Source organism: Stenotrophomonas mori, from assembly GCF_023556335.1.
Classification (GTDB): domain Bacteria; phylum Pseudomonadota; class Gammaproteobacteria; order Xanthomonadales; family Xanthomonadaceae; genus Stenotrophomonas; species Stenotrophomonas mori.
The window spans coordinates 564,372-584,656 of sequence record NZ_JAIKTS010000001.1 but is presented as its reverse complement, the minus strand read 5'-3'; the positions used below and the strand labels follow the sequence as shown (position 1 = coordinate 584,656).

Genomic DNA, 20,285 nt, shown 5'->3' with positions numbered 1-20,285 from the left:
GGGCGCCGGCCTGCAGGGTGGCGCACCCTTGGCGCTGCGTGGCTGTCGGCACCGGACCATGGCTGGTACCCGGCACTGCCGCCGCTTCCCTCCCGCTGCCCGGAGATGCCATGCCCACCCGACGTTCCTTCCTGCTGGCCGGCCTGGCCACCGCCGCCGCCCTCCGGCTGCCCGCAGCCGCCGCCCGCAGCCGCCCGGGCGGTGAGGCGACAGCCGCCGGCTGTATCGACCTGATGCCCGACTTCTGGGCGGCCTATGCCCGCACCCGCGCCGCCGGCGACCGCGCGCAGGCGCTGCAGGAGGCCTTCTTCACGCCGCACCGTGCCGTCTATGCGACGGCCGGCCTGGACCCGCGCACGGAGCGCATCGCCCGCTGGCTGCCCGCGTTCGACGCGATGGCCGCCGACGTGCAGCGGATCGCCGCCGGCTTTGCCGCCGTCCATGCCGGCCACGCCAGACGCTTCAGCGACGCCTTCCCCGACTTCCAGCGCACGCGCGCCCCCCTCTACCTGCTGCCATCGCTGTTCGCCTTCGATGGCCACCTGGAACCCGACGGCGACCGCCTGCCGCTGTTCATCGGTGCCGATGGGCTGGTGCGCTACCACGGCCCCTCGCCGGACCTGGCGGTGTTCCTCGACCACGAATCGTTCCACCTCTACCAGGCCCAGGTCGCGCCGGAAGCGATGCTGGACCCGGCCCCTCCGCTGTACGCGACCCTGTGGAGCGAAGGCGTCGCCAGCCACGTCAGCGAACGGCTCAACCCCGACGCGGCCCTGCTGCACGTGCTGCTGGACGACGCCCGCCTGGCCGCCGCCGATGCCGCCACGCGCCGCGGCCTGGCCTCGGCGATCCTCGCCGTGCTGGATTCCACGCAGGACGCCGATGCCGCGCGGTTCTTCAGCGCCGGAGCCTCCGCCGAGCCCTGGCCTGCGCGCGGCGGCTACCTCATCGGCCTGGAAGTCGCGCGCCGGGTCGGCCAGGACCTGCCCCTGGCGCACCTGCCGCGGCTGCAGGGCCCCGCCCTGCGCCAGCGGCTGGCCCACGAACTGCGGGCACTGGCCACCGACGCCGGCTGAATCGACCGGCGCCGCGCACGGCCGAGCGCTCGCGGGCGTCTCCGCCCGCCCCTTCCCGCACTTCGATCGTCCACTGCGCCGGTGCCGATCCGGCTTTCGGCCGGCACCGATGGCCGCGCAACCGCATGGCGGCCCCACTGGCCGTTTTCCCGCACGGGAACCGCCCGGCAGCGGGCCGCGGAGCGCCGCGCCCGGCTCCCCGGAACGAGCGGGACCGCTACGCCTGCGTGCCGCCGACGGTCAGCCCGTCGATCAGCAGCGACGGCTGGCCGACGCCGACCGGGACGCTCTGGCCGTCCTTGCCACACACGCCGACCCCTTCGTCCAGCGCCAGGTCGTTGCCGACCATGCGCACTTTCTGCATGGTGTCCGGGCCGTTGCCGATCAGGGTCGCGCCCTTCACCGGCGCCGTGATCCTTCCATCCTCGATGAGGTAGGCCTCGGTGGCCGAGAACACGTACTTGCCACTGGTGATGTCCACCTGGCCCCCGCCGAAGTTGACCGCATACAGGCCCTTGGCCACCGAGCGGATCATCTCCTCCGGGTCGTGGCCGCCGGCGCGCATGTAGGTGTTGGTCATCCGCGGCATGGTCATGTGCGCGAACGATTCGCGGCGGCCGTTGCCGGTCGGGGCCATGCCCATCAACCGCGCATTGAGGCTGTCCTGCATGTAGCCGACCAGGATGCCGTCCTCGATCAACGGGGTGCACTGGGTGGGATGGCCCTCGTCGTCGATGGTCAGCGAACCGCGGCGCCCGTCCAGCGTGCCGTCGTCGACGATGGTGACGCCCGGCGCGGCGACCCGCTCGCCGATGCGGTTGGCGTAGACGCTGGTGCCCTTGCGGTTGAAGTCGCCCTCCAGGCCGTGGCCGACCGCCTCGTGCAGCAGCACCCCGGGCCAGCCCGGCCCCAGCACCACCGGCATCACCCCGGCCGGCGCCGGAACCGCTTCCAGGTTCACCAGCGCCTGCCGCAGCGCCTCGCGGGCGAAGGCCTCGGGCCGGCCGTCGGCGAACAGCTCGGCGTAGCCGTAGCGGCCGCCGCCGCCGGCGTAGCCGGATTCGCGGCGGCCGTCCTGCTCGACGATCACCTGCACGTTCAGCCGCACCAGCGGGCGCACGTCGGCGCCCAGCACGCCGTCGCTGCGCGCGATCAGCACCGTGTCGACGCCGCCGGACAGGCTCACCATCACCTGCTGCACGCGCGGATCGGCGGCACGCAGGAAACGGTCCAGCCGCTTGAGCACCTCCACCTTGGCTTCGTTGCCGAGGCTGTCCACCGGATCCAGCGCCGGGTACAGCGGGCGCGGGGCCACCCCGCGCCCGCCGGCGCGCAGCAGGGCACCGGCATCGCAGGTACCGCCGTCGCGCGAGATCGCGCGCGCCGACTGTGCCGCGGCCAGCAGCGCGGCCGGCTGGATGTCGTCGGAATACGCGAAGCCGGTCTTCTCCCCGGCGATCGCGCGCACGCCCACGCCCTGCTCGATGGAGTGGGCGCCGTCCTTGACGATGCCGTCCTCGACACTCCAGCTCTCACGCCGTGAATGCTGGAAGTACAGGTCACCGAAGTCGATGCCCGGCGCGAGCAGGGCGCCGAAGGTGCGATCGAGTCGGTTGGCGTCCAGCCCGGCCGGCAGCAGCAGGCGGGATTCGGCGAGCATCAGGGCGTTGTCGGTCATGGCATTCCAGATGGGGGCGGCGCGGCGCTTGGCAAGCCGGCCAGGGTAAGGGATCAGGGGGTGCCGGCCTCGTCCGCGGTGGCCGGGGCCGGGGCCGGGAGCGGAGCCGGTACGCGTGGCGCGGCATCGCGGTCGATCACATCCACGCGCGGATCCGACCAGGGGCCGGTGACGCGGTAGGTGCGGGCACCGATCTCGCCCAGCGGCTTGCCCAGCACCGCGTTGGCCGCCGCGCCCACCGCCGCGCCCATCGGGCCGCCGGCCACCGCGCCGACCACGGTGAGCAGGTTGCCCGAGCGCGGGTTGACCTCGATGGTCTGGTCGAACCGGTGCGCGCGCAGGTCGGCCTGGCCGCGGATGGCGATGTCCGCCGCCGGCCCCTGCAGGCCGATGCCGGAGGTGCGGGCCACGCCGTCACCGAATTCGACCCGGCCCTGGGCATGGTTGAACGCCAGTCCCTTGGAGAAGAAGTCGCGGAAATCCAGCATCATCCGCCGCGGCAGCTGGGCGACGCTGAGCAGCCCGAGCACCCGCCCGGCCCCCGGCTCGACCTCGAGGATCTGGCCGTTGCGCGCGTCCATCACCAGGCTGCCTTCCAGGCCGGCCAGATCGAACGCCGACGGCGCCCCGGCCCAGCCGGCGCTGAAATGCAGCTGCCCCTGCCCACCGCGCAGCTGGCCGCCATATCCCAGGTTGTCCAGCAGGCCCCCCAGGTTGTCGCTGCGCACCTCGGCGTCGACCCGGGTCCGGGCCTGGGCGCCGCTGCCGCGCCACTGGCCGCTCACGTCGATGGCCTGCTTGGGCGAGCGGAGCTGCAGCTGGGTGACCTCCAGCCCATCGGCCAGCGGACGGGTACGCAGCGTGGTCCGGCCCAGGGCGGCCTTGCCGAACACCAGTTCGCCGATGTCCAGCGACAGCGGCGGAATCCGGGCCGGGTCCAGCGGATCGGCCGGGCGGTCGCCGGCCTCGCCGGGCACCGCCGGGGCCATCTGCCAGTGCACCCGCGCCAGGGTGCCGCTGACCGTGGCGCCGGTGGCATCGGGTACCCGCAGCGCGCCCGCCAACGCGGGGCCGTCCAGCTGCACCGCGACCGCCCCGTTGTCCGGGCGCAGCCGCAGCCGCGTCTGTTCGAACCGCCCGCCGGCCAGCAGCAGTTCCCGGGCCAGCACGTTCACCTGCCTCAGTGCGAGGCCCTCGCCGGGCGCCTCGTCCGTGCCGCCCTGGCCGCGCGCCAGGCCGATCCACTCCAGCGCATCCAGGGTGCCCGTGTGCCCGTCCACCACCAGCCCGGTGGCGCTCGGCTCGCGGCTCACCCTGTCGCTGCCCAGGGTCACCTGCACGCCGGTACCGGCGCCGATCGCGCGTGCGGACAGCGCCAGGCGCCGGCCGAAGGCCACCTCGGTGCCGCCGCTGCCCAGCGGCAGGCTGGCCGTCACCCGGGTCGGCAGCGCCTCGGCCGCCGGCTTGTCCAGCGGCGCCGGCAACTGCAGGCGCGTCCCGCGCAGGTCCGAGTGCAGGCTCAGGGTGGTCGGCGGCTCGCTGCGGCCGCCTTCCGGCACCACCGGCAGGGCCACGCCGATGCTCCAGCGCGAGGTGCCGTGCACATAGGGCTGCAGCCACTGCAGTTCGGGCGCCCGCTGCAGCAGATCGTCCGCGTCCAGCGAAGCCGTCAGCGCCGCCTCGAAGGCGTGCCGCGGATCGGCCACCGGGGCGCCGGCGGCCAACGACAGGACGCCCTCGTGGGTCTTGTAGTCGACCTGCAGTGCCGGTGCATGGAAACCGTCGCTGCCGTAGTCGGCCCTGCCCCGCACATTGTCGAAACGCAGGTCCCAGCGGCGGTCGGCCAACCGCGCGCCACGCAGTTCCACCGCTCCCTGGACGCGTCCCTCGCCTCCCTCGTGCAGCGGCAGCGCCAGGCCGAAGTCCACCGCCGCCGGCCCGCTGGCGCTGAGCGCGTCGAGCGTATCGCCATGCTCGGCCTGCAGGGGGCTGCGCCGCAGCAGCGCCAGCAGGCGGCTGCTGTCCTCCACCGTGCGCGCCTCGACCTTCAGCTGCGATGCCCCGTAGTCGGCGATGCCGGCACGGAAGCTGTCGACACCGACCCCGCCCAGCTCGCCCTTGCCCTGCATCTGGAAACCGTTGGCGATGAAGGCGATGTCGGCCTCGACGCCGAGCATGTCCGGCCAGTCGTCGGAGAAGTGGACCGTGCCGCCGTCGATGCGCCCGCGCGCCTCGAAACGGCCGTCATGGCCGTCGAACGGCCAGTCGTCCAGATCGCCCACGGCCAGCCCGACCCCGCCGCGCACATGGCCGTCGACCAGCGCCGCATCCAGCCAGCCCACCGCGGCCTGGCTCATGTGCGAGCGCACCCAGAATCCCTTGGCCGCGGTCATCGGCACATCGTCCAGCTCCGCGGCCAGGCTGATCCACGGACGCGTGCCATCGCCCTGGAACCACATCCCGCCACGGACGATGGCGGCATAGTCCGGGCCCTGGACGCGCATCGCCGGGGTCGCGACATGCCAGCCCGCGCCCTCGCGCCACACCACCGCCTGGCCGTCCAACCGCAGCGCATGGACCACCCCGAAACCGGTCGGCCAGTCGAAGCGCAGGCCGTCCCGCGGGCGCAGCTGCAGGGCCAGCGCCTCGCCGTCGCCTTCGAACCGCCCGCTCAGGCCGCTCAGTCCCGGGCTGTCGCCGACCGCGGCGAACGCCGCCTCCTCCAGCTCGCCGGCGCCGCGCATCGCCCCGCCGGTCTCGCCGGCGATGTCCACGTCGGTGAACCGCAGCGTCGGCGCCGCCGCATACAGCCACTGCCGCAGCGCCACGGGGACCGCCCCGCTGAGCGCGGCGACCCGCAGCAGCGGCGTCGCGTCGATCCGCCGGCCACGCAGGGCAAAGCGGCTGCCCCCCCGCAGGTGCAGGCCGTCGAGCACCTGCGCGTCAGGGCCCGATGCCACCCGCAGCAGCGGGGCGTCCAGCCGCCAGTCGCCGCCTTCCTGGCGCCAGCGCGCGCGCAGCCGCAGGCTGTCGAAGCGCGTGTCCGGCGGCCGTCCGGCAGCCGCGAACGGGGCTCCCTGCAGCGCGACCTGGGTCAACTCGGCATCGGCAACGACCGCGGCGACCCGATGGTCGCGCAGCGTCACCCAGCCATTGAGCGTGCCGCTGCCCTCGTGCAGCGTCACGCCATCGAAGCGCAGCAGCGTGGCCCAGGCCGACAGGTCCGCCGGCGCCGCCGCGATCCAGGCCACGCCGTCGCCCTGGCGCCGCTGGAAGTCCAGTACCGCGGTCACCGGCGCCGCCCCGGTATCGATCCAGCCGCGGACCCCGGCGCGCAGGCGGCCGCCATCCACCCGCAAGCGCAGGTCGATCCGCGGCAGCTCCGCATCCAGCCCCAGCGAAGGCGCGTCCACCCGCAGGCGGCCGCCGATCACCTGCAGCTCGCCCAGCCGCCGCAGCGCATCCAGCGGATCGCCGGCGCTGCCGGTGCTGGGCAGCCCCCGCACCGACCAGCGGCCATCGTCGGCCCGCTGCAGGGTCAGCGCCAGCCCGCGCAGGCGCAGTTCGCTCATCGGCGCTCCCGGCAGCAAACCGGCGTACAGCGACAGCAGCACCTCGGCCTGGCCGATGCGCACCCCTTCGCCCTGGCCGATGCGCAGCCCCTCCAGGCGCAGCAGCGGGCCGCGCCGGGTCCAGCGGGTCTCCAGCCGGTCGAACGCCACCGGCTGGCCGGCACGCTCGCTCAGCCAGGCCGCCACCTTCCCGGGATGCCGCTCCGCCAACGGCAGCAGCTGGCTGATGCTGCCCACCAGCACGGCCACGGCCACGAGCACCGCCGCCAGCGCGTAGAACGCGAGGCGGCGCAGGTGACGCAAGCGGTAGCGCGACAGCACGGGCATCGGGAAACCGGACAGTTGGGGGCACGGGGGCGCGGCAGGGAGGCCAAGGATGCCTGCCGCTGCCGGAATCGCACCGCAACGGCCCTGCCGGCGGCGCTACAGCAGCACGACGTCGAACTGTTCCTGCAGGTACTGGTCGTCGGCCTGGAAACGGATGCTCTTGCCCAGGAACTCCTCCAGCTCGGCCACCGCCGCCGATTCTTCCTCGGTGATGCGCGCCACCACCTTGGTCGAGGCGATCACCAGCAGCCGGGCGGCATCGAACTGGCGCACGGCGCGGGTGATCTCGCGGAAGATCTCGTAGGTCACGGTCTCTGTGGTCTTGATGCTGCCGCGCCCGCTGCACTCCGGACACGGCTCGGACAGCTGCCGCTCCAGGCTCTCCACCGTGCGCTTGCGGGTCATTTCCACCAGCCCCAGCGGCGAGAAGTCGTAGACCGTGGTCTTGGCATGGTCGCGGGCCAGCGACTTCTCCAGCGTGCGCAGCACCTGGCGGCGGTGCTCCGCATCGACCATGTCGATGAAGTCGATGATGATGATGCCGCCGAGGTTGCGCAGCCGCAGCTGCCGGGCCACCGCCTGCGCCGCCTCCAGGTTGGTGCGGAACACGGTTTCTTCCAGGTTGCGCTGGCCCAGGAAGGAGCCGGTGTTGACGTCGATGGTGGTCATCGCCTCGGTCTGGTCGATCACCAGGTAGCCACCGGACTTGAGCGGCACCTGCTTGACCAGCGCGCGGCCGATCTCGTCCTCGACCCCGTACAGGTCGAAGATCGGACGGTCGCCGGTATACAGCTCCAGCTTCTCGCCCAGCACCGGCATGTACTTGGCCACGAACGCCTGCAGCTGGGCGAAGGTCTCCTTCGAATCCACCTTCACCTTTTCCACGTCCTTGCGGATCAGGTCGCGCACCGAGCGCAGCGGCAGGCTCAGGTCCTCGTAGATGATGCTGCGCGGCGGCGCCTCGCCGCCGCGGCGCTCGACCACGTTCCACACCCGCGACAGGTAGGAGATGTCCTCGGCCAGCGCCTCGGCCGGCTGGCCCTCGGCATTGGTGCGCACGATGTAGCCATAGCCGCCGTGCTGGGCGGAGATCTCCGTCACCAGCGCCTTGAGCCGGGCCCGCTCGGTCTCGTCCTCGATGCGCGCGGACACGCCCACCATCTTCGACTGCGGCAGCAGCACCAGGTAGCGCGACGGGATGCTGATCTGGGTGGTCAGCCGCGCGCCCTTGCTGCCGATCGGGTCCTTGACCACCTGCACCACGACGTCCTGGCCGTCGCTGAGCAGCTCGACGATCGGCACCGCCGCCGGCAGCGGCAGGCTGGGTGCGGTCTCCTCGGTGTCGGCGGCCACCGGCGCCGGCCGCACCACGTCGTTGGCATGCAGGAACGCGGCGCGTTCCAGCCCGACCTCGACGAAGGCGGCCTGCATGCCCGGCATCACCCGCTGCACCTTGCCCTTGTAGATGTTGCCGACCACGCCGCGGCGCCAGCCGCGCTCGATGTGCAGCTCCTGCAGCATGCCGTTCTCGATCACCGCCACGCGGGTCTCGCGCGGGGTCACGTTCACCAGTATTTCTTCGGACATCGATTCAATCCTTTCCGGTCAGGCCGAACTCCCGCAGCAACGCCGCGGTCTGCTGCAGCGGCAGCCCCATCACGCCCGAGTAGCTGCCCGCCAGGTGGCTGATCCAGCGCTCGGCGGCGCCCTGGATCGCATAGCCACCGGCCTTGCCCATCGGTTCGCCACCGGCCACGTAGCCGGCGATCTCGTCCTCGGACAGGGCCGCGAACGTCACGGCCGACTCCACCATCACCTGCGCCTCGCGCCCGGCCGCCGCCAGCGCCACCGCGGTGAGCACGCGGTGGCTGCGCCCGGCCAGCGAGCGCAGCATGGCCGCCGCGTCGGCGGCGTCGGACGGCTTGCCGTAGACCCGGTCGCCCAGCACCACCTCGGTATCGGCCCCGAGCACCACGGCCTGCGGCTCCCCGGCGACCCGCGCCAGGCCGGCACGCGCCTTGTCCAGCGCGACCCGGCGCACATAGGCGTCGGGCGTCTCGCCGGCGGCCCGGATTTCCGGAACCTCCAGGTCCAGCGCACGGAAAGGCAATGAGAGGCGCGCAAGCAGTTCGTTGCGGCGCGGAGAACGGGAAGCGAGATAGAGCATCGGCGAAGCATAACCCGCGCCCGTGGCTGTCGCCCCCATGCGCCGGCCCGCATACTGTGCCGGTCACGGACCGGCGCCGCGCGACGACCCGCCGGCACCGCTGCCTGAACGGCCGGCGACCGCAGGCGCCTGGGCGCGACCCCGCTCCCTCTCACCACGCGTTCATCGCCTCCGCACCACCCTCGCATCCATCCAAGGAGGATCCCCATGCGTCATTCCGCTCTCGCCCCGCTGCTGCTCGCCCTGTCCATCGCCTCGACGATCCCGATGACCGCCCACGCCCAGAACGCACCCGCCACCGTGGCCAGCGACGCCACCCTGCTCAATATCTCCGCACAGGCCGAAGCACGCCGCGTACCGGACGTGGCCACGCTCTCGGCCGGGGTCGTCACCCAGGCCGTCGACGGCAACTCGGCCATGCGCGCGAACGCCGTGCAGATGGACAAGGTGATGGCCGCGATCAAGGCCGCCGGCATCGCCGAGCGCGACATCCAGACCAGCGGCATCAACCTCAACCCGCAGTACCGCTACGCCGACAACGAAGCCCCGAAGATCACCGGCTACCAGGCGACCAACACGGTCAGCCTGAAGGTGCGCGACATCACCAAGCTCGGCACGGTGCTCGACAGCCTGGCCGCCCAGGGCGCCAACCAGATCCACGGCCCCAACTTCGAGATCGACCAGCCCGAACCGGTCTACGACGAAGCCCGGCTGGCAGCGCTGAAGAACGCCCAGGCCCGCGCCGAGACCTACGCCAAGTCGCTGGGCCTGCGCGTACGCCGCATCGTCAGCATCTCCGAGGGCGGTGGCGGCGGCTTCCGCCCGATGCCGAGGATGGCGATGGCCCCGATGGTCAAGGCTGAAATGGATACCGCGGTATCGCCGGGCGAAACCGCGCTCTCGGTGGACCTGGACGTGGTCTTCGAACTGGGCCGCTGAGTACCGGCACCGCCGCAGGCGGCGCCCGTCCCCACGGGCGCCGCTTCCCCCGGCCGGCACGCCACGGTGCTGCCCGGGGCACCTTTCCCACCCGCGCATCGCCCGGCGCCTGCAACCGCCGGGCCATCAACCCTGGTCGCGGGCGGCCATTCGCGGTGCATGCCCCGCCCTTCCTGTCCGCCACCTGACCGGCCTGCGGACCACCGCTTGCGGGAAGCCCGGTTTGCAGGCGCACTGTTCCCACGCGGGTCGAGCGCATCACCCCGTCCCGCGTCGCCGAGCGTTGTTCTCCTGCACACATCCCCGCATGGAGGTGGCCCATGGTCCGCACGCAGTCCGGTAGTTCCCCGATCCGCTTCGATTCCTCGCGCATCCTCGCCTACAGCACCGCGCTCGCGCTGCACGCCCTCGCGGCGGCACTGCTGCTGGTGCCGCTGTCGCAGGTACCCCTGCGCAGCGAGGCACACAGCCCGGTGCCACGCTGGCAGGTGCCTGAACCCCTGCCGGTTGCCCCGGTGCCGCCACCGCCGGCCCCGCTTCCGGTGACCCGGCAGCCCCCACCGCCGCAGCCCCATGCCCTGCCGCTGCCTGTGGATACCACCCCGTTGCCGGTCTTCGCCACCGAAGCGGTCATTCCACAGCCTGCCGACTCCGCCGCGTCCACCGACACCTACGCGCCCGGCGACCCGATCGCGCCGCCCGCGCCGCGGGCCGGTGCGCACCTGCGCTACCTGCAGGCACCGGCGCCGGCCTATCCCCGCGACGCCCTGCACGCCCATGCGCAGGGCACGGTGGTGCTGCGGGTACGGGTGGGCGTGGACGGTTCCCCCCTGGAGGTGAGCATCGAGCGCAGCAGCGGCCACCGCAGCCTGGATACCGCCGCGCGCCTCCAGGTACTGCGCCGCTGGAAATTCCAACCGGCCACCGAGAATGGCCAGCCGGTCCAGGCACTCGGCCTGGTGCCGATCGACTTCACGCTCGACTGATGCCGCCCGCGCCCTTCCGCGACGCAGGTCCGGGAGGCGCAAAAAGACAGGGCCCCGCGTTGCCGCGGGGCCCTGTCATCGACTGCTGTATTCTGGCGCCCGAAGTTGGACTCGAACCAACGACCCCCTGATTAACAGTCAAGTGCTCTAACCGGCTGAGCTATTCGGGCGGGGACGCGCATTCTATACGCTTGTCATGCGCGATGGTAGGGGTGGTTGGCCAGCATCGCCGCCGCACGGTACAGCTGTTCGGCCACCACCAGCCGCACCAGCATGTGCGGCAGGGTCAATGGCCCGATCGACCATGTCTCGTCCGCACTGGCCGACACCTCGGGGGAATGCCCTTCCGGGCCGCCGATCAGGAACGCCAGGTCGCGGCCCTGCGCGCGCCAGTGCTCCAGGCGCTGCGCCAGCTGTTCGGAACTGAGCGGCCGGCCGGGCACGTCCAGGGCCACCACATGGGGATGCTTGGGCAGGGCCGCCAGCACGCGCCTGCCCTCGTCCTCGATGGCCCGCTTCGGGTCACGCCCCTTGCCGCGCAGGCCCGGCTCGATCTCCACCAGCTCCAGCGGAAGCCAGTGCGACAGGCGCTTCTGGTACTCGGCGAATCCCTGCGCCACCCAGGACGGGGCGCGTTCTCCGGTGGCGATCAACCTGGCTTTCATGCACGGCTCCCGGCACGGCGTCGAAACGAAGACGGCGCCCTGCGGCGCCGTCGCGGCGATTCCCGGGGCCGGATCAGCCGGCCTCCTGCGCCTCGTCGTCGGTGGCGGCGGGCGGCTGGTCGCCGACCGTCCACAGCCGCTCGAGCGCATAGAACTCGCGCACCCGCGGCAGCATGACGTGGACGATCACATCGCCCAGGTCCACCAGCACCCATTCGGCTTCGCGCTCGCCTTCCACGCCCAGCGGCATCACCCCCAGGTTCTTGGCGAACCGCACCACTTCATCGCCGATGGACTTGACGTGGCGCGTCGAGGTACCGGAGGCGATGACCAGGTAGTCGGCGACGCTGGACTTGCCGCGGACGTCGATCTCCACGGCATCCCGGGCCTTGAGCTCCTCCAGGGCGGCATGGACGGAGGCCAGCAGCGCGGGAACCGACGGCGGGGGGTTGGGCAACTGGGTCTTGATGACTTGGGCTTCGCTGGTCAAAACGCTGCAACTCGATGAATGAGGGATGGATTATAGAGAACCCGGCGCCCGCCGGCATTCACGCTTCACGGCCGGCACCATACAGGCCGTGGGCCTGGATGTAGTCGGCCACCGCGGCCGGCAGCAGCCCGCGCCAGGGACCGCCGGATGCGATCGACTGGCGCACGGCCGTCGCCGAGCCCTCGTGCAGCGGCTGCCGCAGGCGCCACACGCGCCCGGCCGGCTGCGCCAGCAGCGCCGCGGAGCTGTCGCTCCAGGCGGTGCGCAGTGCGTCCGCCAGCACCGCCGGCATCGCCGTGTCCAGCCCACTGCCCGGCCGCTCGGCGACCACGATGTGGGCCAGCGCCAGCACCTGCTCCCAGGCATGCCAACCGGTCAGCCCGCGCAGGCTGTCGGCGCCCATCAGCAAGGCCAGCGGCGCCTCCCCGCCGCACTCGCCGCGCAGCTCGCGCAGGGTCTCCACCGTCCACGACGGCACGCCGGGGTGGACGGCGGCGCGGCGCAGCTCGCGACGGTCGATCGCCAGCCCCGGCTCGCCCTCCAGGGCCAGCTCCAGCATGCGGGTGCGCTGCGCTGCGTCGGCGCCGGGCGGCGGGCGGTGCGGCGGGTCCGCCGCCGGCATCAGCCATACCGGCACCTGCAGTGCATCGCGCGCGCAGCGGGCGATGGCCAGGTGGCCGTCGTGCACCGGATCGAAGGTGCCGCCGTAGATCAGCCTCAACCCGGGCGTCCCGGGCAGCGGTCCTGCCGCCGCGGCCGCCACGCTCAACGCGTCCCGCGGGCCAGCAGCCGTACCGCCTGCGCATCGGCCACGGCCAGCAGCAGGCGCTCCAGCGCCAGCCAGGGGTCGCCTTCGGCACGGCCCTTGGCCATGCGGTCGACCTGCCCGGCCTCGGCCACGAAGCGCTCCCAGCGGCGTGCCGCGGGATGCCGCTGCAGCGCGCGCCGGAACGGCGCCTGCCGCGCCTCCCAGATGCCGCGCGCCTTCATCTCGCCGGCCAGGTTGCCGCCGCGGGCCTGCACCTGTGCCAGCGCCGCGGTCGACAGCAGTTCGCGGATCAGCATCGGCGTCAGCGCGGCCACCGCCTCGCCTTCGCCGCGCAGGCCGGCCAGCATGCGGATCACCGCCTGCGCCTGCCCGGAGAAGGCCGCTTCGAGCAGCCGGAACACGTCGTAGCGGGCGGCGTCGGCGACCAGCGCCTCCATCCTGGCCACGTCCAGCGGCTGGCCATCGGCAAGCAGGGCGAGCTTGTCGATTTCCTGCGCGGCGGCCAGCAAATTGCCTTCCACGCGTTCGCCGAGCCGTTGCACGGCGGCCGGTTCGGCCTTCAGCCCGCGCGCGCGCAGCCGGCGCCCGATCCACTCGCCCAGTTCATGCGGCTTGATCGCCCACGCCACCGACAGCACCCCGGCGCGCGACACCGCCTCGGCCCATTTGCCCTGGTGGGCGCGGCTCCACTCGCCGGCGGTGATCAACAACACCACGTCCGGCGGAGGCGCCGCACAGAAATCGCTGATCACGGCCGCGCCTTCCTTGCCCGGCTTGCCGCTGGGCAGGCGCAGCTCGATCAGGCGCCGCGCGCTGAACAGGCTGGGCGCATGGAAACTCGCGGCCAGCCTGCCCCAGTCGAAGTCGCGGCCGTCGGCGTCGAACACTTCGCGTTCGCTCACGCCCTCCGCGCGCGCCTGCGCACGCACCGCGTCGGCGGCCTCCAGGACCCGCAGCAGCTCGGGCCCGGCAATCAGGTAGACCGGTGCCAACGGCTGCGCCGCGCCCTGGCCGGCAAGCTGCTCGGGACGCAGTTCCATCGCTCAGCGTCCGTCCGTCGCGGCGGGCTTCACCGGCATGCCTCAATCCCCCTGCGGCACCGCCGGCAGCGGCGCGCGCTCCTTGTCCAGCTGCGCCCGGACCACGCTGTCGATGCGTCGCAGGATCGAGGCGGACATTTCCCGACGCAGCTCGGCGGCCAGGATCTCGCGCTCGGTGGTGGTGCCGGTGGCGTCCCTGGGCTGCGACACGTAGTCGCGCGAGAGTTCGATCACCTGCTCCGGCACCAGCACGCTGCCGTCCGGCCGGTGGAAGGCGAAGATCACCGCGTAGCGCATGCTGTATTCCTGCGTGCGGCCCTGGGCGTCGATGGCGATCGGCAGATCACCCCAGCGCTCGGAACGGATCTTCAGGCCCGCGGCGCTGTCCCTCGGCTGGCCTTCGCCCACGACCGAAGCGCCGGAAGAACGCAGGCCACGCTCCAGCAGCTTGACCAGCTCGCTGTAGCGCACCGTGGACTCGACCTTCACGCTGGGGACGTCGTCCGGCAGCGTCAGGGTATTGCGCAGGTGGAAGCCGCAGCCGGCAAGGCCCATGGCGAGGAGGAGAGCGATCAGGTGTCGGGTCATGGGCACAGTCTGGCGGAGCCGGCCGGGAGCGGCAACAGAAAACGGCCCGCATCATCGCCCATCGGGCGTGAGCGGGAATGAAACCGCCGCGCCGATCCGCGGCCCAGGAACGGCCCGCCTGCATCCGCAGGCGGTGCGGCGCCGGATCAGCGCGGCCTCCCGTCGTCCTGGAAAGCATCGGCAGGCATGCCCGCGCCCGCGACGTCGGGCTCCCTGCGCGGGCGGCACGATGGAGCGCGGGCCGCAGCGGATGACGGCCCCACCGCCGCGCGCCCGGAGGATGGCCCACCGGACGCGCCGCAGGCGGATCACCCCGCCACGATGTTCACGATCTTGCCGGGGACGATGATGATCTTGCGGACCGTCAGCCCTTCGAGGAACTTGGCGGTGTTGGACTCCTCGCGCGCCACGCTCTCGATCAGTTCGCGCGGCGCGTCGGCCGCCACCTCCACGGTGCCGCGCAGCTTGCCGTTGACCTGCACCGCAAGCGTCACCGCATCCTTCACCAGGGCGGCCGGGTCGACCTGCGGGAACGGCTGGTCTTCCAGCAGCGTCTCCGGATGCCCCAGCACCTGCCACATCCCGTGGCAGGCATGCGGCGTGATCGGGTTGAGCAGCAGCACCGCGGCCTGCAGCGCCTCCTGGCGCACCGCGCGGGCCTGTCCGTCACTCCCCTCGAACTTGCCGAGCACGTTCAGCAGTTCCATCACCGCGGCGATGGCGGTGTTGAACGCATGCCGGCGGCCGTAGTCGTCGCCGACCTTGCCGATGGTCTCATGGGTCTTGCGGCGCATGGCCTTCTGCGCCGCAGACAGCGCGCCGGGCTCCAGCGCCGGCGCGGGGCCTTCGGCCGCATGCTTCTGCACCATCGCCCACAACCGGCGCAGGAAGCGCGCCATGCCGTCGACGCCGGCCTCGTTCCACTCCAGCGACTGCTCCGGCGGCGCCGCGAACATCGAGAACAGGCGCACGGTGTCGGCGCCGTACTTGGCCACCATCGTCTGCGGATCGACGCCGTTGTTCTTGGACTTGGACATCTTCTCGGTGCCGCCGATCACCACCGGCCGCCCATCCTCGCGCAGGGTGGCGCCACTGATGCGGCCGCGCTCGTCGCGCACCACGTCCACGTCGGCCGGGTTGAACCAGTCCTTGGAGCCGTCACTGTTCTGGCGGTAGAAGGTCTCGGCGATCACCATGCCCTGGCACAGCAGGTTCTGCGCCGGTTCGTTGCTGTCCACCATGCGCGCGTCGCGCAGCAGCTTGTGGAAGAAGCGGAAGTACATCAGGTGCAGGATCGCGTGCTCGATGCCGCCGATGTACTGGTCCACCGGCAGCCAATAGTTGCCGCGCTTGTCCACCGCTTCGCGCGCGCCGGGCGAGGTGTAGCGGGCGTAGTACCAGCTGGACTCCATGAAGGTGTCGAAGGTGTCGGTCTCGCGCTCGGCGTCGGCACCGCATTCCGGGCACGTGCACTTGCGCCACTCCGGGTCGGCCTTGATCGGCGAGCCGGTACCGGTGAGCGTCACATCCTCCGGCAGCAGGACCGGCAACTGCTCTTCCGGCACCGGCACCGCGCCACACTTGCCGCAGTAGATCACCGGGATCGGACAGCCCCAGTAGCGCTGGCGGCTGACGCCCCAGTCGCGCAGCCGGTAGTTGACCCGGCGCTGGCCCTGCGCCTTGCGCTCGAAGCGCTCGGCCAGCGCCTCGAAGGCGCCCTGGAAGTCCAGTCCGTCGAACTCGGCCGAGTTGACCAGTTCGGTCTCACGGGTCTTGTCGCCGTACCAGTCCTGCCAGCGGTCCGGATCGTAGCCGCGCTCGTCGTCGTTCTTCGGGTGCTTGAGCGCGATGACCTGCTTCTTCGGCAGGCCGTACTTGCTGGCGAACTCGAAGTCGCGCTGATCGTGCCCCGGCACCGCCATCACCGCGCCGGTGCCATAGCCCATCAGCACGAAGTTGGCGACCCAGATCGGCACCTGCTCGCCGCTGACCGGATGGATGGCCCTCAGGCCGGTGTCCATGCCGCGCTTTTCCTGGGTTTCCAGTTCCGCCTCGGAGACGCCGCCCTGCTTCAGCTCGGCCAGCAGGGCGGCCAGCTGCGGGTTGTTCCGGGCCGCATGCATGGCCAGCGGGTGTTCGCCCGCGATGGAGACGAAGCTCACGCCCATCACCGTGTCGGGGCGGGTGGTGAACACGCGCAGCGGGTCCAGCGGCGCGCCATCCAGGTCGCGCACGTCGAACTGGATTTCCAGGCCTTCGGAGCGGCCGATCCAGTTGCGCTGCATGGTCTTGACCGAATCCGGCCAGCCCGGCAGGTCGTCCAGGCCGTCCAGCAGCTCCTGGGCGTAGTCGGTGATGCGCAGGAACCACTGCGGGATCTCGCGCTTCTCCACCAGGGCGCCCGACCGCCAGCCGCGGCCGTCGATGACCTGCTCGTTGGCCAGCACGGTGTTGTCCACCGGGTCCCAGTTCACCACCGAATTGCGGCGGTAGGCCAGGCCCTTGCGCATCAGCCGGGTGAACATGCGCTGCTCGTGGACATAGTAGTCCGGCGTGCAGGTCGCGAACTCGCGCGACCAGTCGATCGCATAGCCCATCGCCTTGAACTGGCCACGCATGTGGTCGATGTTGGCGTAGGTCCACTTGGCCGGCGCGGTCCGGTTCTTGATCGCGGCGTTCTCCGCCGGCAGGCCGAACGCGTCCCAGCCCATCGGCTGCAGCACGTTGTGGCCGGTCATGCGCTTGTAGCGGCTGATGACGTCGCCGATGGTGTAGTTGCGCACGTGCCCCATGTGCAGCGCGCCGGACGGGTACGGCAGCATCGACAGGCAGTAGTACTTCGGCTTTTCCGAAGCCTCGTTCACCTCGAAGGCGCGGGTGGTCTCCCAGTACTTCTGGGCCGCGGTTTCGACCTGCTGTGGATCGTAGAGGGGTGTTTCGGCGCTGGACATGTGAAAACGTTGGGCGGCGGCAAAGCGGAACAGCGTACCGCAGTGCACCAGAGCGCTCCAATCCAGGCACTGCCCCCACCCCCGTAAAAAAGCACCTCCCTTCAATATCAACCACTTGCGCAGCAGCTCCCGCCTGCCCGGGCACGTCGCCGGCGAGGGCCACGGCGTCCCCGCGCGCCGCGGCTATGCTGCCTGTTCAGTCTTGTCGGGAAAACCTCCATGTCCTTCCACCGTTCCTGTCTTGCCGCGGCCCTGCTGCTGGCCTGCGCGCCCGCCTGGGCCGATCCCGTCGCCGTCCACTGCGGGCGGCTGTTCGATGCCCGCAGCGGGCAGATGCGCGGCCCGCACACGCTGCTGGTGGTCGATGGCCGCATCCAGCAGGTGGTCAGCGGCGGCAATGCCGACGTGCTCGGCTGGCAGGCCGTCGACCTGCGCGACAAGGTCTGCCTGCCCGGCTGGACCGACCTGCACGTGCACCTGGGCAGCCAGTCCAGTGCGCAGAGCTATTCCGAGGGCTTCCGCCTGGATCCGGTGGACTACGCCTTCCGCGCGGTCGGATACGCCGAGAAGACGTTGATGGCCGGCTTCACCAGTGTCCGCGACCTGGGCGGCACGGTCAGCCCGCACCTGCGCGACGCGGTCGCCCAGGGGCTGGTGAAAGGGCCGCGGATCTTCGCCGCCGGCCGGAGCATCGCCACCACCGGCGGCCATGCCGATCCCACCAACGGCTGGAACGACCAGCTCTCGCACCTGATCGGCCCGCCCGGCCCCACCCAGGGCGTGGTGAATTCCGTCGACGATGCACGCCAGGCGGTGCGCCAGCGCTACAAGGAAGGCAGCGACGTCATCAAGATCACCGCGACCGGCGGCGTGCTCAGCTATGCCCGTTCCGGCGACGCGCCGCAGTTCACCGTGGACGAGGTCAAGGCCATCGTCGAGACCGCGCACGACTACGGCTTCCGCGTGGCCGCCCACGCCCACGGCACCGAAGGCATGAAGCGCGCGGTGCTGGGCGGCGTCACCAGCATCGAGCACGGCACCTACATGGACGACGAGGTGATGCGGCTGATGAAGCAGCGCGGCACCTGGTACATCCCCACCTTCTACGCGGGACGCTTCGTCGCCGACAAGGCCGCCATCGACGGGTACTTCCCGGAGGTGGTACGCCCCAAGGCCGCGCGCATCGGCGCCCTGATCAGCGAAACCGCGGCCAAGGCCTACCGCAACGGCGTGCGGATCGCGTTCGGCACCGACCAGGGCGTCGGCCCGCACGGCGACAATGCGCGCGAGTTCATCTACATGGTCGAAGCCGGCATCCCCGCGGCCTATGCGCTGCAGGCCGCCACCGTGCACGCCGCCGAGGTGCTGGGCGTGGACGACCAGGGCGTCCTGGAGCCCGGCAAGCGCGCCGACGTGATCGCCCTGGCCGGCGACCCGCTGGAGGACATCGGCGCGGTGATGGACGTGCGCTTCGTGATGAAGGACGGGGTGATCCACAAGCAGCCCTGAGCGGACGCCCCGCGGCCGCGCGCAGCTCTCGCGGCCGGCATCCGGCTCAGTCCGGGAGCAGCCGCGCCGCCAGTGCCAGCCACAGCGCCCAGGCCAGGAAGGCCAGCCGCTGCGCCATCGCCGCCGGCATGACATGGTTGAACAGGAAGGCGCTGCACAGCATCCACAGCGCACAGGCCAGCCCCAGCCTCGCCAGCGGCCGCCATCCACGCTGCCCGCGCGCGCCCAGCCACAACGCACCGGCGCCGGTGCAGAACGCCACCAGCCAGAACAGCCAGAGGCTGGCATGCACCTGGCTGGCACGGTTGCCGATATCGCCGGCATCCAGCGGGAACACTCCCATCGCGGCGAAGGCCAGCCCGGACAGCAGCAGCATCTGGGCGGCCACCCGCAATGCCCGCGGCGTCCCGGCCGGCATGCGCAGCAGCAGTCCGACGCACGCCAGCACCGCCAGCGCGCCCGGCAGCAGGAAGCCGAAAAGGTTGAAGGCATCCGCACCGGGAACCCCGGCGGCGCCGAGCAGCGACACCGGGTGGCGCATCTGGTCGTAATCGGGCAGCCGGGCGCCGAAGGTCGCCAGCGCCACCAGCCATGACAGCACCGCCGCCGGCCCGGCCAGGCGCACCATCTGCTTCCACATCATTCCGCTCCCCATCCGCTTCACCCGGCGCACCCGGCGCCACACCAGCGGCGATTGTGAAGACTGCGCGGCTTCGCTGCACCCCCGCCGCTGGAACCGTCCGTGTCAGTTGCCGATGCCGCTGATCTCCACGCGCCGGTTCGGCGCCAGGCAGCGCACCAGTTCCGCACGCGGCGCGGCGCCGCATTCGACCAGTGGCTGGCTGTTGCCGCGGCCCTCGGCCTGCACCGAGGCGGCGGGAACGCCACGCGCCACCAGGTAGCCGCGCACCGCTTCGGCGCGCCGGCGGGACAGCGCCAGGTTGTAGCCATCGGCGCCGATGCGGTCGCTGTAGCCGACCACCGTGAGGTCGACCTGCCCGGCCCGTGCCCCCAGCCGCGCGACCACGTCGTCCAGCCGCGCGCGGCCACTGTCGGACAACTCCGCGCGGTCGAACGCGAACAGCGCATCGGCCGCGATCCGCAGCGGCTCCGGCGTTGCCGCCGGCGCCGGCGGCGCGGCCGCCACCGCGGCCGGCTGCAGCAGGGTGGCGCAGGTGGCGGGCGACCAGGCCTGCCCGATCGCCACGCCCTTGGCGTCGAAATGGACCTGGAACTGGCACTGGATCGGCTCGGCGCCCACCGACCTGCGGAAGTTGAACAGGTAGTTCCACTCGCGCACGCCCCACATGCCCTCACTGAAGTGCGGCGTTCCCAGCAGGGCGTACAGCTGCTGCTTGTTCATGCCCGGCGCGTACTGGCGCAGGTCGTCCAGGTTCACGTAGGTGCCGCCTGCCGGGTGCGCGCGGGCAGGATCGGGGAAGTCGCCCCGCACCTGCGCGCCGCCACAGCCGGCGAGCAACGCCGCCACCGCCACCATCACCCATTTGATGTTCATTCCAGCCCCCGT

Annotated in this window: 16 protein-coding genes and 1 tRNA gene; 4 read left to right on the top strand and 13 right to left on the bottom strand. The window is 72.0% G+C overall.

Annotation, left to right across the window (positions count from 1 at the left end):
• Positions 1 to 110: 110 nt before the first annotated feature.
• Positions 111 to 1,076: a hypothetical protein gene (locus K5L01_RS02525; RefSeq protein ID WP_272494031.1), complete on the top strand. Its 966-nt coding sequence runs from the start codon at positions 111 to 113 to the stop codon at positions 1,074 to 1,076.
• Positions 1,077 to 1,293: 217 nt separating this feature from the next.
• Here the strand turns inward: K5L01_RS02525 and tldD are convergent, their stop codons facing one another.
• The 4 genes from tldD to K5L01_RS02505 form a co-directional block, all read right to left on the bottom strand.
• On the bottom strand, positions 1,294 to 2,754 hold the full coding sequence (gene tldD, locus K5L01_RS02520) for a metalloprotease TldD (RefSeq protein WP_250061654.1): 1,461 nt from the start codon (positions 2,752 to 2,754) through the stop codon (positions 1,294 to 1,296).
• A gap of 53 nt (positions 2,755 to 2,807) precedes the next feature.
• Positions 2,808 to 6,653, bottom strand: coding sequence for a YhdP family protein (locus K5L01_RS02515; RefSeq protein WP_250061652.1), 3,846 nt, complete (start codon positions 6,651 to 6,653; stop codon positions 2,808 to 2,810).
• Positions 6,654 to 6,749: 96 nt separating this feature from the next.
• Positions 6,750 to 8,240 (bottom strand): ribonuclease G, encoded by a 1,491-nt coding sequence (rng, locus tag K5L01_RS02510; RefSeq protein WP_250061650.1) that lies wholly within the window; start codon positions 8,238 to 8,240, stop codon positions 6,750 to 6,752.
• Positions 8,241 to 8,244: 4 nt separating this feature from the next.
• Entirely contained in the window at positions 8,245 to 8,820 is a 576-nt protein-coding gene (locus tag K5L01_RS02505) for a Maf family nucleotide pyrophosphatase (protein WP_250061648.1), read from the bottom strand.
• Positions 8,821 to 9,027: 207 nt separating this feature from the next.
• Here K5L01_RS02505 and K5L01_RS02500 point away from each other — a divergent pair, with 207 nt between their 5' ends.
• Together K5L01_RS02500 and K5L01_RS02495 are read left to right on the top strand one after the other, a co-directional pair.
• Positions 9,028 to 9,759 (top strand): SIMPL domain-containing protein, encoded by a 732-nt coding sequence (locus K5L01_RS02500; RefSeq protein ID WP_250061646.1) that lies wholly within the window; start codon positions 9,028 to 9,030, stop codon positions 9,757 to 9,759.
• A 320-nt stretch (positions 9,760 to 10,079) separates the two neighbouring features.
• Positions 10,080 to 10,745: an energy transducer TonB gene (locus K5L01_RS02495; protein WP_250061643.1), complete on the top strand. Its 666-nt coding sequence runs from the start codon at positions 10,080 to 10,082 to the stop codon at positions 10,743 to 10,745.
• A 93-nt stretch (positions 10,746 to 10,838) separates the two neighbouring features.
• On the opposite strand, the gene K5L01_RS02490 is transcribed toward K5L01_RS02495, so the two are convergent.
• The 7 genes from K5L01_RS02490 to leuS form a co-directional block, all read right to left on the bottom strand.
• Positions 10,839 to 10,915: transfer RNA gene (locus tag K5L01_RS02490), tRNA-Asn, on the bottom strand.
• 24 nt (positions 10,916 to 10,939) lie between these two features.
• Positions 10,940 to 11,410, bottom strand: coding sequence for a 23S rRNA (pseudouridine(1915)-N(3))-methyltransferase RlmH (gene rlmH, locus K5L01_RS02485; RefSeq protein WP_250061641.1), 471 nt, complete (start codon positions 11,408 to 11,410; stop codon positions 10,940 to 10,942).
• 73 nt (positions 11,411 to 11,483) lie between these two features.
• Positions 11,484 to 11,900 (bottom strand): ribosome silencing factor, encoded by a 417-nt coding sequence (gene rsfS, locus K5L01_RS02480; RefSeq protein WP_250061639.1) that lies wholly within the window; start codon positions 11,898 to 11,900, stop codon positions 11,484 to 11,486.
• Positions 11,901 to 11,958: 58 nt separating this feature from the next.
• Positions 11,959 to 12,621, bottom strand: a complete 663-nt coding sequence (gene nadD / locus K5L01_RS02475) for a nicotinate-nucleotide adenylyltransferase (protein WP_250061637.1) — start codon at positions 12,619 to 12,621, stop codon at positions 11,959 to 11,961.
• A gap of 44 nt (positions 12,622 to 12,665) precedes the next feature.
• The gene (gene holA, locus K5L01_RS02470; RefSeq protein WP_250061635.1) at positions 12,666 to 13,709 is read right to left on the bottom strand and encodes a DNA polymerase III subunit delta; all 1,044 of its coding nucleotides are present in this window, start codon (positions 13,707 to 13,709) and stop codon (positions 12,666 to 12,668) included.
• 42 nt (positions 13,710 to 13,751) lie between these two features.
• Positions 13,752 to 14,297 (bottom strand): LPS-assembly lipoprotein LptE, encoded by a 546-nt coding sequence (locus K5L01_RS02465; protein ID WP_250061633.1) that lies wholly within the window; start codon positions 14,295 to 14,297, stop codon positions 13,752 to 13,754.
• 308 nt (positions 14,298 to 14,605) lie between these two features.
• A complete protein-coding gene (leuS, locus tag K5L01_RS02460) occupies positions 14,606 to 17,248 on the bottom strand; it encodes a leucine--tRNA ligase (protein ID WP_250061631.1) in 2,643 nt (880 codons plus the stop codon).
• A 219-nt stretch (positions 17,249 to 17,467) separates the two neighbouring features.
• On the opposite strand from leuS, the gene K5L01_RS02455 reads away from it, so the two are divergent.
• On the top strand, positions 17,468 to 18,757 hold the full coding sequence (locus K5L01_RS02455; RefSeq protein ID WP_250061629.1) for a metal-dependent hydrolase family protein: 1,290 nt from the start codon (positions 17,468 to 17,470) through the stop codon (positions 18,755 to 18,757).
• A gap of 46 nt (positions 18,758 to 18,803) precedes the next feature.
• Here K5L01_RS02455 and K5L01_RS02450 read toward each other — a convergent pair whose 3' ends face one another.
• On the bottom strand, positions 18,804 to 19,397 hold the full coding sequence (locus K5L01_RS02450; RefSeq protein WP_250061627.1) for a DUF998 domain-containing protein: 594 nt from the start codon (positions 19,395 to 19,397) through the stop codon (positions 18,804 to 18,806).
• A gap of 105 nt (positions 19,398 to 19,502) precedes the next feature.
• Positions 19,503 to 20,273: an OmpA family protein gene (locus tag K5L01_RS02445; RefSeq protein ID WP_250061625.1), complete on the bottom strand. Its 771-nt coding sequence runs from the start codon at positions 20,271 to 20,273 to the stop codon at positions 19,503 to 19,505.
• Positions 20,274 to 20,285: the final 12 nt, after the last annotated feature.